This window comes from Corallococcus sicarius (assembly GCF_003611735.1).
Classification (GTDB): domain Bacteria; phylum Myxococcota; class Myxococcia; order Myxococcales; family Myxococcaceae; genus Corallococcus; species Corallococcus sicarius.
Genome location: NZ_RAWG01000272.1, coordinates 1 through 13204, shown reverse-complemented (window position 1 = coordinate 13204; position 13204 = coordinate 1). Strand labels below are relative to the sequence as shown.

Below are 13204 nucleotides of genomic sequence, written 5' to 3'. Positions count from 1 at the left end.
CGGCCACCAGCGCGTGCCGCACGCTGCCCGCGCGCAGCGCTTCCCAGGCCAGCACCACGCCCATGAGGAAGTTGACGAAGTCCGTCTGCACCGGCACCACCAGCGCGCCCTGTCCCAGCCCCAGCTCGCGGTGGACGGCGTAGAGCGCGTTGGGCGTGACGAACTCCGACACCGACACGTAGCCGTAGAGCCGGTCCACGTCGGCGGGCGTCAGCCCCGCGTCCTGGAGCGCGGCGGCGCCGGCCTTCGCGGTGAGCGAGGCCAGCGACTCACCAGGACCCAGCACCCGGCGCTCCCGGTTGCCGTAGAAGAGCGCGTGCTCGCCGCCACCTGCGGCGGCGGCACGGCGCAGGGGCTCGAAGAGCGGGTCGTCGTTGCCGCGCACCTGGGCGGGCACCGCGGCGCCCACTCCCAGCAGCGCGTACGTGGGGGACGTCATGGAGCGCTACGTCGCGTCCGACGCCACCGCGGCGAAGCGGTCGCCGTAGGGCGGCACCTCGCGGTAGTCGATGCGCGCGATGATGACCTGCGGCTGGCCCGTCTCGTCCGCGCGCCGCAGCGCCTCCGGCAGCAGCGCGTCCAGCTCGCCCGGGGCGGACACCGTGTAGGCGCGCGCGCCCAGCGACTCGGAGAAGCGCACCAGGTCCGGGTTGCCCAGGCTGTAGAACTCGTCCTCCAGCGGGTACGAGCGGTCCTGCACGTGCTCGCCGTGATTCACCGTGCCCAGGAAGTTGTCGTTGAGCACGATCGTCACCGTGCCCACGCGGTAGCGCGAGGCGGTGAGCATCTCCACGCCGTTCATCAGGAACGCGCCGTCACCGGTGATGGCCACCGCGGCGCGCTCCGGGCGGCCGATCTTGCCGCCGATGACGGCGCCGCAGGACCAGCCCATGGACGACAGGCCACACGGGTAGAAGACGCGCGTCGGGGGCGTCACGTGCAGCATGTTCGACGTCCAGGCGGTGCAGTTGCCCATGTCGACGTACAGGTCCATGTCCGGACCCAGGTGCTTGTCCAGCTCCGCCATCAACTGCTGCGGCTTCACCATGCCCTCGGCCTGCGGGGCGCGCACGTGGACCGCGGGCTCCGTCAGCGCCATCACCTGCGACCAGCGCTCCTGCACGCGCGCGCCGCTGGACGGACCAATCATCTGCCCCAGCTCCGCCAGGCCCGTCACCACCGAACCCACGTCCGCCACGATGGGCAGCCGCACCGGCAGGAACTGGCCGATGTTGGCCGCGTTCACGTCCACCTGGATGACGTGGTGGATGGCCTGGAAGTGCTTGTGGAAGCTGCGGGTGGCCCACTCGCCCAGGCGGCTGCCCAGCACCAGCAGGACATCCACGCCGTCGCGCAGGTAGTTCTCGGAGCGCTTGCTGCCCGCGAGCCCCAGCACGCCCAGCGAGAGCGGCTCGCGCTCGGAGAAGAGCCCCTTGGCGCGCAGGCTGGTGGCCACCGGAATGCCGTGCTGCGTGATGAAGGCGTTGAACGCCTCACCGTGCTGCCCCATCGCCTCACGCGCGCCCGAGCCCAGGAAGATGAGCGGACGGCGCGCGGTGCGCAGCATGGTGAAGGCGGCGCGCAGGTCCTCGAAGGGAGCGGACGGGGGCCGCGCGCGGAAGGCGCCGCGCGTGGTGGGCACCGTGGCGCGGTGGATGGGCTGGCGCGCGATGTTGGCCGGGATGCTCATGTGCGCGGCGCCGCCGGGCAGCCCCTGCGCGGTGCGCAGCGAACGCGCCAGCAGGCGCTGGAAGCTCTGCGCATCCACGACACCCACGGAGCTGGCGCACGCCTGGCGGAACATCTCCACCGTGTTCACGCCGTGGGTGCTGCTGCTCTCCTGGAGGGCCATCAGGCCGACGCGCTCCGTGGGGACGTTGCCGCTGATGGCCAGCATCGGCACGCCGTCCAGGTGCGCGGAGGCGACACCCGTCAGCGCGTTGGTGGCACCGGGGCCCGCCGTCACCATGCACACGCCCAGCTTGCCCGTGGCGCGCGCGTAGCCATCCGCCATGAACGCCGCCCCGGCCTCATGCGACGCGATGATGAAGCGCATGGAGGCGTGCTTGCGCAGCGCCTGCTGGAACGGCGCGATGTTGCCGCCCGGGATGCCGAACACCGCATCCACCTCTTCGGCCTCCAGGTGCGCGATGACGCAGTCGGTGACGGACAGGTCCTCCACCGTCTTGAAGCCGCGTGCGTTCGCATCCCCGTACATCGGGATGGGGTCGCCGTGTCGCGCCTCGAGCACGTTCATCTGACCGGCGGTCGGGGCTTCTTGACGAAGCGCATCCACCGACAACTCGGTCCTCTTCGAAGAAGAGGTGACGGACTGCAGCTCAGCAAGCGAGGAGGTCGACATCGGGCAGCGTCTCCAAGGCCCCGGGTCCCGTCAGACTCGACATCACGCCGAGTCGCTGCCACCGAGTCCGGGGAGGAAATCTCGATGCATGCGGCAGTTTTGCGGGGGTGCTGAAAAGATGCACGCCCTTCCTAGCGGGACTGTCAGCGAATGGGAAGTAAAAACCTTGGAATTTTTGAATGACGCTGGATTCTTACAGTTCCTGACGAATTCCTCCGTCCACGGATACCCACCTTCCTGGTTTCACGGGGAGAGCGGGACGGCGCTCGCGCGTACGGAAGCCGCACGAGCATGGATCCACGCGTGCGTTGCCTGGAGTAGGCTTCGGGGGTGCGCCATCTCCGGCTCGGGTCGCACGGAAGACGCGCGCGTACCATCAATCCAAAGTGGGGGTTGTCATGGCTGAGAATTTGCGGACGGAGTTCGGCTTCCGGATGAATGCGGCGGGCTACATCACGCCTGCCGAAGCCAAGGCCTGGTTCGAGGATCTCAAGACGAAGGTGGCGGTGAAGAAGGGTCGGCCCTTCGGCGTGCTGGTGGACATCCGCGGCCAGAAGGCGAACCCGCCGGAGACGCAGGAGATCACCAAGCAGGCCATGGCCTGGCTGAAGCAGAACGGCATGGTCCGCTCGACGGTGGTGCTCGACAGCACCGTGGCCCGCCTGATGATGGTGCGCATGGCGAAGCAGAGCGGCGTGTACGAGTGGGAGCGCTACATCGACGCGTCGAAGGATCCGGACTGGGAGCACAAGGCCATCGACTGGATCGTCAACGGGTCGGAGCCGTCGAAGGAAGAGGACGCGGCGGCCTGACGTTCCGCCCAACCTACAGGGTGAGGGCGGTGATGACCTCCGGGTCCACCGCCTCCCTTGTCGGGCGGGGTCCTGCTCCCGCCCACTTGCAGTCTGGAAAGCCCCCTCCCCCCTGCCCCATGAACTCCGGGCCCGAGCGAACGCCGCCCCGGTCCACGTCCGCGCGTCTGGCGCTGCTGGCGGTGGGGCTCCTGTCCCTGCATTGCGCTTCCGCGGACCGGCCCCGTGCCGCCGCCGGGTCCACCCGGGTGGCCGACGCGGTGGCGCCCTCCGCCGCCCAGCCGGTGCGCACGTTGCGGGTGCGCGTGTACGCGGACGCGGAGCACCGGGCGCAGGTCCTCCACTGGGAGCGCGGCTTCGAATCCTGGCTCCAGCGCGCGAGCGCGGCGGTGCGCGAGCCGCTGGGCGTGACGTTCACGCTGGAGTCGGCGCGGGCGTGGGACCGCCGCGGCTCGGACGGCTCGCAGGGCTCGAAAGGCTCGCCAGGCTCGGACGCCTCGCTGGAGCCGGTGCTGGACGCGCTGGAGGCGTTGGATGCGGGCGAGGACGTGGACCTCGTCGTCGGGCTGGTGTCCGCGCCGTCGGCCTTCAGTGAGTCCCAGCACGAGCTGGGCTTCGCGCGCGTGCTCGGGCGCCACTGCGTGCTGCGCGGCATCAGCGGCGCGGTGCCGGTGGCGGCGCGCCGGCACCTGGAGGTGTCCGCGCTGCTGCATGAGTGGGCCCACACGTTGGGCGCATTCCATGTGCGCGAGGCGCGCGGGTGGATGGCGCCGAAGTACGACGCGGCTCAGTCGGGGTTCGAGCCCCGGACGCGCGCGCTGCTGGAGGTGGGCCTGCGGCACCTGCCCGGGGCGCGCGTCGAAGTGGAGGCCCAGCGCGCCTGGGCGCGGGAGCTGCGCACGGTGCTGGAGGGCATGGTCGGTCCTGCATGGGAGGGACCGGAGCGGGACTTCCTCCTCGCGTGGACGGAGCGTGCCCGCGCTGCGAGCGTCGTGCTGGGACCGGAAGGCACCCCGAAGGGGCTGACGCCGTCGGAGCGACAGCAGCTCGCGGAGGTCATCGCGCTGGAGAAGGCGGGCCAGGCGGAGGGGGCCGCCAGGGCCCTGGAGCCGCTGGCCGCACGGCACCCCCAGGATGAGCGCGTGCAGTTGCTGGCGTGCTATCTGGCCGTGCACCTCACGCCCGCACTCACCGCCACGCGCGAGCGCTGTGAGCAGGCCATCACGAGGTTCCCCGGAGAGCCGTCGCTGCGCATGAACGTCGCGCTCCTCCACCTGCACGCGGGCCGGTTCGACGCGGCCCAGGACAGCCTGCTGGCGGCCCGGAGGAACCTCGCGGCGCAGGCGGATCCAGAGCCCTCGCTGTGGGCCGACCTGGCGGGTCTCTTCCTGCGCGCCCACTGCGTGACGTGGGCGGAGGAGGCGGCGGCGCGAGCGCCCGGGCTGCCCGCGTCGGCGTCGGTGCTCGAACAGGCCGCCCGGCTGCGACGCCAGGTGGCGCTGCCGGAAGGACCTGACGCCATCACCGCGACACCGCGCCCGGCCGGCGTGGAGGCCTCTCGCGAGGGTCCCCTGGTGCGCGCCGTCTTCGACATCGAAGCCCTGCTGCATGCGGGCTCCTCGGGCCCTGCTCGCGAGCGCATCACCGCGCTTTCGCAGACATATCCAGGGAGTCCCTCCGTCGCGCTCGTGCAGTGCGAGCTGCACCTGCTCCAGGGGCGGCTGGGCCCCGCGCGCAGCGCCTGCGAGCGCGTGCTCGCGGTCCGTGAGGACGCCGTGCAGGCCCACCTGCTGCTCGGCGTGCTGGCGACGAACACCCGGGCGCACACCCGGGCCCGGGCGCACCTGGAGCGCGTCATCGCGCTGGAGCCTTCGCGCACCGAGGCGTGGCACCTGCTCGCCCGCGAGTACCGGGGCACGCGGCACCTGCGCGTCCTCCAGGCCCGCTACCGGGAGCGGTTCTCGCGCGACCTGCCGTGAGGCCCGCCTCCTACGTCGCGGATTCGCGCCAGGCGTCCTTGAGCAGGCCCAGCACATTCATGTCGATGAACCCGTCGCCCGTCACGGCGGCGGTGAGGCCGCGCAGCAGGCCCTCGTGCTGGAAGCCCGCGCGCAGCAGCACCCGCAGCGAGGCCGGGTTGTGCACCGACACCGTCGCTTCCAACCGGTGCAACCCCATCTGCTCGAAGCCGAAGCGCACCAGCACGGGCAGCAGCTGCTTCATCACGCCCTGCCCCCAGAGCTTGCGCGACACCATGTAGCCCACCTCCGCGCGCCGGTCCTTCGGGGTCCAGTTGAAGAGACACATGTAGCCCAGGGGCGTCGGGTCCTCCTCGAGGCACAACACCCAGCGGAAGCTCTCGCCCCGGCGCATCGCGTCCAGGTCGCGGATCAGCTTCTGGCGGATGGTTTCGGGGCGCAGGGGCACCTCGAAGTTGAGGCTCCGCGCCACCTCCGGTTCGGCGTACACCGCGCCCAGCCCGTCCACGTTCTCCATCGAGAGTGCCCGCAGCCGGAACGGCGCGGGGACCGCGGGCGGGGGCAGCGTGACGTAGGACGAGGACATGCGGGAAACCACCCGTTCAGAAGGGACCTGCCCACGCTACCCGCCACGTGGAGTCTCTGCCATCACCCTCGCGCCCACCCTACTCCGTGCGCATGGCCTCCACCGGATCCAGCCTCGCCGCGCGGGACGCCGGGTAGATGCCGAACAACAGCCCCACCCCGCAGCTCATCCCCAGCGACAGCGCCACGGCCCACGCGGGCACGTTCATGGGGAAGAGCAGCACCCACTTGCCCAGGAAGACGAACCCGAAGCCCAGCCCCACGCCCAGCACCCCGCCGAAGAGCGACAGCAGCACCGCCTCCGTGGCGAACTGGCCCAGGATGCGGCGGCGGCGCGCGCCCAGCGCCTTGCGGATGCCAATCTCCCGCGTCCGCTCCGTCACCGACATCAACATGATGTTCAGGATGCCGATGCCGCCCACCACCAGCGACAGCAGGCACACCCCCACGCCCGCCAGGGCGATGACCTGGGACAGCTCGTTGAAGGACGCCGTCATCGACTCGTTGGTGTGCAGCTCGAAGTCGTTCGCCTCCTGCGGCGTCAGGCCCCGGCGGCGGCGCAGCAGGTTCACCACCTCGTCCTGCGCCTTCTGGAACACGGCGCCGTCGCGCGCCTGGACGTCGATCTCCACCGAGCGGCGCTTGCCGTAGAGCTGCTGGAAGCCGCGCATCGGGATGGCCACCTGGTTGTCCTGGCTGGCCATGCCCATGACGCTGCCGCGCTTCTGCAACACGCCAATCACGCGGAAGGGGCGGCCCATCAGCCGCACGTCGGAGCCCACCGGATCCGTGCCCGGGAACAGCGCGTCCGCCACGTCCACGCCAATGACCATCACCGGCCGCGCGTCCAGCGACTCCGTCTCGTTGAAGAAGCGGCCATTGGTGACGGTGACGCCGCTCGTCTCCAGGTAGGTGGGCTCCGTGCCCAGGATGCTCACCGACGGGTTCGTCTCCCGGAACGCCGTCACCAGCTTCTTGCCCCACTCCTGGTCGGTGGGCGTGGCCGCGCCCACGGAGGGGCACGACTCCAGGATGGCCCTCACGTCGTCGCTGTAGAGGTCCTGGCGCTTCGCGTACTTCGCCCAGTTGATGCGCCCGAAGCCCACGGGCCACTTCGTCACCTCGAAGGTGTGCGCGCCCAGGCTGCCCAGGTTCTTGTTCACCTGCTCGCGCAGGCCCTCAATCAGGGCCATCATCGTGATGACCGTGGCCACGCCAATGACGATGCCCAGCAGCGTCAGGAGCGAGCGCAGCGGGTTGCCCAGGAAGGTCCCCAGGGCCAGGCGCAGGTTGTCCAGGAAGGCGCGCATCGCCTATTCGTAGCGGAGCGCTTCCACCGGGTCCAGCCGCGCGGCCCGGGCGGCCGGCCAGATGCCGAACAGCAGGCCCACCAGCGCGGAGAACGCCACCCCGCCCAGCACCGTGCCCGGCCGCACGTCCGCCGCCAGCGGCGTCACCAGCGACACGAGCTTCGCCGTCCCCAGCCCCACCGTCGTGCCCAGCAGGCCGCCCACCGCGGACACGCTGGAGGCCTCCATCAGGAACTGGAGGATGATGGTCCGCTGCCGGGCTCCAAGCGCCCGCCGCACGCCGATCTCCCGCGTCCGCTCGCGCACCGACACCAGCATGATGTTCATGATGCCGATGCCGCCCACCAGCAGCGTGATGAGCCCCACGCCGGTGGCCACCGCGTAGAGCGCGCCCGTCAGCTGCTGGTAGGTCGCCGCGAGCGTGTCCGGCCGGTTGATGGAGAAGTCGTCCGGCTGCCCGGGCGGCGTGGAGCGCACGCGCCGGAGGATGCCCACCAGCTGGTCCTCCGCCTTGCGGATCTGCCCCGCGTCCGCCACCGCGATGGCGATCTGCATGGGCCGCCCCTTGCCGAAGGTGGTGTTGAACGTCTTGAAGGGCATGAACACGGACAGGTCCATGTTCTCCGACACCACCTTGCCCTTGCGCCCGAGCGTCCCCACCACCTGGAAGGCCCGCCCGTCGATGCGCACCGTCTGCCCCAGCGGGCTGATGCCGGCGAAGAGCGTGGCGGCCACGTCCGCGCCAATCACCACCACCGGCCGGTTCACCTCTTCGTCCGCGCGGGTGAGGAAGCGGCCGGACACCACCTCGTAGTTGCCGATGGTGAGGTAGTCGCTCCACACGCCGTTGACGCGCACGTTGGAGACCTGCTCCGCGCCGTGCGCCACGTCCGACGTGCGCAACACCGCCGGGGAGATGGCGGTGATGAAGTCCGCCTGCTGACGCAGCTGCGCCACCTGCTCCAGCGTGAGGTTCTTGCGGTTGCGGAACACCCACCAGTTGCCCTTGATCATCCAGGGGAACTTGGAGACGTAGATGGTGTTCGCCCCCAGCGTGGACAGCTGCTTGTCGAACGACGTGTTGAGCCCCTGGATGATGCCCACGATGGCCAGCAGCGTCGCCACGCCAATGCCGATGCCCAGCGTCGTGAGCACCGTGCGCATCCGGTTCGCGCGCAGGGAGAACACCGCGATGCGGGCCCCCTCCAGCACGTCCACGCGGAAGACCTGCCCGAACTTCATGCGCTCCCCACCTGCGGCAACACGCCCGTGCCTCCCAGCGCCACCACCGGACCGGGACCGTCCGCGATGATCTCCCCGTCGCTCAGGCGGATGGCCCGGGGACAGCGCGCGGCCAGCTTCGGCTCGTGCGTGACGAGCACCAGCGTGTGGCCCGCCTGGTGGAGCTGCTCGAAGAGCTTGACGATCTCCTCGCCCGTGGCCGAGTCCAGGTTGCCCGTGGGCTCGTCCGCCAGGAGCATGGAGGGCTCCGACACCAGGGCGCGCGCGATGGCCACGCGCTGACGCTGACCGCCCGACAGCTCGTTGGGCCGGTGGTGCATGCGGTGCGTGAGCTGCACCTTGTCGAGCGCCGCCTTCGCCCGCTCCCGGCGCTCCTTCGCGGCCATGCCCCGGTACACGAGCGGCAGCTCCACGTTGGCGAGCGCCGTCTCCCGGGGGAGCAGCTGGAACGTCTGGAAGATGAAGCCGATCTCCACGTTGCGGATGACGGCCAGGTCGTCGTCGTCCATGCGCGACACGTCCTTGCCGTTGAGCATGTAGCGGCCGCTCGTGGGCGTGTCCAGGCAGCCCAGCACGTTCATCAGCGTGCTCTTGCCGGAGCCCGACTGGCCGATGATGGCCACCCATTCGCCCCGGTTGATGCCGAAGCTCACACCGCGCAGCGCGCGCACCTCCTCGCCGCCCACGAAGAAGGCGCGCGTGAGCGCCTCCACCTGGATGAGGGGGCCACTGGCCGGAGCACCCGGGGTCGTCACGACTTGCGCCCGCCCTTCCCGTCGCCCGCGGGCACTTCCGGCTCGCGCACCGCGTCGCCGTTGGCCAGCTCCTTGGACAGCGTGCGGTACGGGCCCTCCACCACGCGGTCCCCCACCTGGAGCCCCTCCAGCACCTCCAGCTCCGTGTCGGACGCGATGCCGGTGCGCACGCGGCGCACCTGGGCCTTGTTCTCCCCGTCCACCACGAAGACGACCTTGGCCAGCGTCTCCGTGCGGCGCTTGGCGGTGAGCGCGCCGCCCTCCACCGGGGCCTGGTAGTCCGGCAGCGTGCGCTCGGAGCGCACCGTGACGGCCTGGATGGGCACGAGCACCGCGTCGTCATGCGTCTCCGCGCTGATGCGCGCCTCGGCGCTCATGCCGGGCAGCACGCCGGGCGGCCGCGCGTCCAGCGCGACGGTGATGGGGAAGCTCGTCACCTCCGCCTCCGTGCCCGGGTTCTTGATGAGCGCCTTCTGGGCGATCTCCACCACGGTGCCGCTGAAGGACTGGCCCTCCAGCGCGTCCAGCGTCACCTCCGCGGGCTGGCCGTACTTCAGGTGCACCACCTCGTGCTCACCCACCTCGAACTTCACCTCCATCTGGTTGAGCGCGGCGATGGTCATCACCACGTCCTCGGAGAAGTCGGAGCCGCGCACGCGCTCACCGACCTCACGCGACAGCTCGATGACGTTGCCGTCGATGGGCGACAGGAGCGTGGTGCGCGACAGGTCCGTGGAGGCCTGATCCAACACGGCGCTGCTCTGGGCCACGCGCTGCTTCGCGGCGGCGAGGCGCGCCTCGGCGGTGTCCACCAGGGCCTGCGTCTGCTCCACCTCCGACGTGGAGGCGAGCCCCTTCTCCGCGAGCCCCTTCACCCGGGCGAGCTCCGCGCGCTGGCGGGTGCTCTCCACCTCCGACACCTGGACCTCCGAGCGGGCCGCGTCCTTGGAGGCCTGGGCCTGCTTCACGGCCGCCTCGTAGTAGCGCTTGTCGATGCGGCCCAGCACCTGCCCCTTGGTGACGGGGTCTCCGTCCTTCACCTGCAGGGCGACGAGGTCGCCGGACAGGTTGGAGGAGATCTTCACGGTGGTGGCCGCCTGCACCTTGCCCGCGCCCGTGATGGTGCGGGTGATGGTGCCCTTGCGCGCACGGGCCACCTGGACTTCCTGCGTCGGGGGGGGCCGGTCCTTCAAGCCGCCCACGGTGATGGCCGCCGCGCCGAGCAACAGCGCACCGGCGATTGCCGCCTTCCACCACGTCATTGTGAGTCTCCCGGGTTCAGCGTGCCCGTGGCCCGGTACAGGGCATAGCGGGCGATTTCGACATCGATGCGGCTCTGGAGCAACACCAGCTCCGCCTGGGTCAGCTTGAGCTGCGCGTCGCGGACCTCCAGCGTGGAGCCCGCGCCGGCGCGGAAGCGCTCCTCCGCCAGCATGAGCCCCTGCGTGGCGGCCGCCCGGTTGGTGGTCGCGAGCTTCGCGGAGGCGATCTGCCCGTCCAGGGCCTGGTGCGCCCGGCGCACCTCCGCCTCCAGCTCCCGCGCCGTCTGGGCGAACGTCAGCTCCGCCCGGCGGATGTTGGCCTGGGCGCGGGCGGACTGGGCGTCGGTGTTGAAGCCGTTGAAGAGGTCCCACGTCAGCGTGACGCCGCCGTTGAAGGTGTTGCCGAAGCCCGGCTCGCTGAAGAAGGGCCCCAGGTCCTGGTTGCCGTGCGCGTACTGCGCCTGGAGACCCACGCGCGGCAGGTAGTCCCCCCGCACGATGGCCCGCTGGAGCTCCGCCACGCGCACGCGCTGCTGGAGCGCGCGCAAGAGGGCGCGGTGCTCGCGGGCCTGCTTGAGGGCGTCATCCAGGGCCGGCGCGGGCGCGGGCTCCTGCTGGAGGATGCCCGGGTCCACCGCCTGGAGGGCTTCCGTGCCGGGGCGGGCCAGCCACACGGCCAGCTGCACCTGGTCCGCCACGAGCTGCGACTGGCGCTGCACGACGTTGATGCGGTCGTTGCCCAGGTTGACCTCCGCGGAGATCTCCTCCGTCTTGCCCACGCGGCCCGCGTGGAACAGGGCGCGCGCGCGCTCCAGCTGCTCCTCGCTGCGCTTCGCGGTGGCCTGGAGCACGTCCAGCGTGGCCTGCGACAGGAAGAGCGTGAAGAAGCGGCGGATGGCCTCCAGTTCGGAGGTGTCCGCCTCCTCGATGGACTGGTTGCGCACGGCGTCCACGTTGACGCCGGCCTGCTCCAGCTGCTTCCAGAGGCCGCGGTTGTAGATGACCTGCGACAGGCCCAGGGACGCGCCGTAGCTGTCCGAGGTGTTGGCGGAGCTCACCACCTCGCGCGTGAGGACCTCCGTCTCTGTGACGGGGATGGTGACGACCTGCCGGCGACGGCCCTGGTAGCTCAGGTTGGGGCCCGCGCTGAGCTGGACCTGGGGCAGCAGGTTGGAGCGCGCGGAGCGCTGGTCCTCCCGCGCCACGGTGACGTCAAGCTCCGCCTGGAGGGCCTGGGTGTTCTTGCGGCCCTGGGTGCGCGTCTCTTCCAGCGTGATGGGCGTGGCGGCGAGGAGCGCCGTGATGACGAGGAGCGCGTTCACGGGCCACCCAGCGTGGGGATGCGGATGAAGACGATGCCGGCGTACATCATGTAGAGCACCAGGGTGAGCAGCAGCGAACGTCCCAGGCGCATGCCGGTGGCGGTGGAGAAGCCCACGCCCAGCAGGCCCACGCTCCAGAGGTTGAAGAAGTCCACGCCGCGCAGCACCCGCTGCATCTTCGGCGACAGGCCGTCGAGCAGGGCGAGGCTGGAGGGCACGAGCCGCTCCGCGCGCAGGTCGGTGAGCGAGTGCTGGAAGCCCGCGCACACCGCGAAGATGAGGTGGTAGAGGGCGATGGGCAGCATGGCCACCGCGGCCGCCGCCATCAGCTGCCCGAAGGACGCGGGCCGGCTGAAGAGCCAGGCCGCCACCCACAGGACGCACGCGAGCAGCAGGACCTCCAGGGGCATCAGCATGAGGCCCTTGGCGATGCCGCCCACCAGCGCCTTGCGCGAGGCGGTCTGGATCTGGTCCGCGATGTCGGACTCGGACACGCTGGGCGCGCCGACCTCCGTGGGGAGCGCACCCACCACCGAGGCGGTAGCATCCCAGCGCAGGGCGTAGGCGACGCCGGAGGCGGTGACGCAGAGGGCGAGGATCAGGAGGGGCCACAGCCAGCGGCGGCCCTCCACGGCGGCGCGCGTTCCCTCGAAGGGATCGACGAAGATGCGCGCCGGTTGGACTAGGGAGGTCATAGGGATGGGTTCTCAGGGCGGATTACGCAGCCCTCCCGGTGTGATTGCCCGGTCCCGTGAATTGAGGCGGGAAACGGGCGGGCAGCCAAACGAATTCCTTCAGCGGCCCAAGGTTTACCGTGCCTTGCATCCATCCTGTAGCGGTCTGTAGCCTAAATTTTGCGGCGGGGGCCCGGACGGTGTATTCCGCTCGGCTGCACGCTTGCCGGAGCATGAATGGTCGACAGCACGGATCTCGCCCAGGTTCTCCATGAGGCGCATGACATTGCCCGCAGCGTCGCCCAGAAGCCCACGTCGGCCCATGTGCTGCTCGCGCTCTTCACGGTGGAGAACCGCGCGCAGCTCTTGCTGAAGGAGAAGGGCGTCGACGAGGACGCGCTCCTCCAGCTCATCACGGAGGCCCCGGCGGAGATGGGCAGCAACGTGGTGCAGGACCTGACCACGCGCGCCCGGGAGCTGGCCAGCAACTCGCGCTCGGGCGAGGCGGACTGCCTGCACCTGCTCATCGCCATCATCCGCAAGCGCTGCGCGGCGAGCGACCTGCTGGCCCGGACGGGCATCGACCTCATCTCCCTGTCCAACACGGCCCTCTCCTACTCCACGAGTGGCGTCCAGTCGCGCCGGCTCCAGCCCGGCTACGGCCAGACGGCGGTGGGCTCGCGCGCGCCGGTGAGCCGCCCCGTGGGCGCGCCGCCCTCACCCCTGCCCCTCTCCACCGTGGCGCTGAGCACGCCGCGCCCTGCCCCGGTGATGACGCCGCCGGTGACGGTGCCGCCGCCCGCGCGCATGACGCCCGCGCTGTCGCCGCGAGACCTCATCGACGTGGACGAGGACGACGCCCCGCAGGAGGCCCGGTCCGAGCCGGTGGTGCCTCCCCTGC

The 13204-nt window shown here is 70.9% G+C and carries 10 protein-coding genes and 2 pseudogenes; 3 read left to right on the top strand and 9 right to left on the bottom strand.

Annotated features, from left to right (window positions below; translation table 11 throughout):
- Positions 1-439 (bottom strand): annotated as a pseudogene (locus D7X12_RS31480) (3-oxoacyl-[acyl-carrier-protein] synthase III C-terminal domain-containing protein); the annotation flags it as partial.
- 6 nt (positions 440-445) lie between these two features.
- Complete coding sequence (locus tag D7X12_RS31475; RefSeq protein ID WP_120628940.1) at positions 446-2362, bottom strand: thiamine pyrophosphate-binding protein; 1917 nt, start codon at positions 2360-2362, stop codon at positions 446-448.
- A gap of 398 nt (positions 2363-2760) precedes the next feature.
- Here D7X12_RS31475 and D7X12_RS31470 point away from each other — a divergent pair, with 398 nt between their 5' ends.
- Positions 2761-3174: a hypothetical protein gene (locus tag D7X12_RS31470; RefSeq protein ID WP_120628939.1), complete on the top strand. Its 414-nt coding sequence runs from the start codon at positions 2761-2763 to the stop codon at positions 3172-3174.
- A gap of 119 nt (positions 3175-3293) precedes the next feature.
- Entirely contained in the window at positions 3294-5153 is a 1860-nt protein-coding gene (locus tag D7X12_RS31465; protein ID WP_120628938.1) for a tetratricopeptide repeat protein, read from the top strand.
- A 10-nt stretch (positions 5154-5163) separates the two neighbouring features.
- Here D7X12_RS31465 and D7X12_RS31460 read toward each other — a convergent pair whose 3' ends face one another.
- The 7 genes from D7X12_RS31460 to D7X12_RS31430 all read right to left on the bottom strand — a co-directional run bounded on the left by D7X12_RS31460 (position 5164) and on the right by D7X12_RS31430 (position 12324).
- The gene (locus D7X12_RS31460) at positions 5164-5739 is read right to left on the bottom strand and encodes a GNAT family N-acetyltransferase (RefSeq protein WP_120628937.1); all 576 of its coding nucleotides are present in this window, start codon (positions 5737-5739) and stop codon (positions 5164-5166) included.
- A 79-nt stretch (positions 5740-5818) separates the two neighbouring features.
- A complete protein-coding gene (locus D7X12_RS31455) occupies positions 5819-7048 on the bottom strand; it encodes an ABC transporter permease (RefSeq protein ID WP_120628936.1) in 1230 nt (409 codons plus the stop codon).
- Between the two features lie 3 nt (positions 7049-7051).
- On the bottom strand, positions 7052-8290 hold the full coding sequence (locus tag D7X12_RS31450) for an ABC transporter permease (RefSeq protein ID WP_120628935.1): 1239 nt from the start codon (positions 8288-8290) through the stop codon (positions 7052-7054).
- Positions 8287-9045 carry an ABC transporter ATP-binding protein gene (locus D7X12_RS31445; protein ID WP_120628934.1) on the bottom strand — a complete coding sequence of 253 codons (759 nt, stop codon included), beginning with the start codon at positions 9043-9045 and terminating at the stop codon, positions 8287-8289. Before D7X12_RS31445 ends, D7X12_RS31450 begins: the two co-directional genes overlap by 4 nt.
- Positions 9042-10307: an efflux RND transporter periplasmic adaptor subunit gene (locus tag D7X12_RS31440; protein WP_120628933.1), complete on the bottom strand. Its 1266-nt coding sequence runs from the start codon at positions 10305-10307 to the stop codon at positions 9042-9044. Before D7X12_RS31440 ends, D7X12_RS31445 begins: the two co-directional genes overlap by 4 nt.
- On the bottom strand, positions 10304-11629 hold the full coding sequence (locus tag D7X12_RS31435) for a TolC family protein (RefSeq protein WP_120628932.1): 1326 nt from the start codon (positions 11627-11629) through the stop codon (positions 10304-10306). Before D7X12_RS31435 ends, D7X12_RS31440 begins: the two co-directional genes overlap by 4 nt.
- Positions 11626-12324 (bottom strand): YIP1 family protein, encoded by a 699-nt coding sequence (locus D7X12_RS31430; RefSeq protein WP_120628931.1) that lies wholly within the window; start codon positions 12322-12324, stop codon positions 11626-11628. Before D7X12_RS31430 ends, D7X12_RS31435 begins: the two co-directional genes overlap by 4 nt.
- 216 nt (positions 12325-12540) lie before the next feature.
- Between D7X12_RS31430 and D7X12_RS31425 the strand changes: the two are divergent.
- Positions 12541-13204 (top strand): annotated as a pseudogene (locus D7X12_RS31425) (Clp protease N-terminal domain-containing protein); the annotation flags it as partial.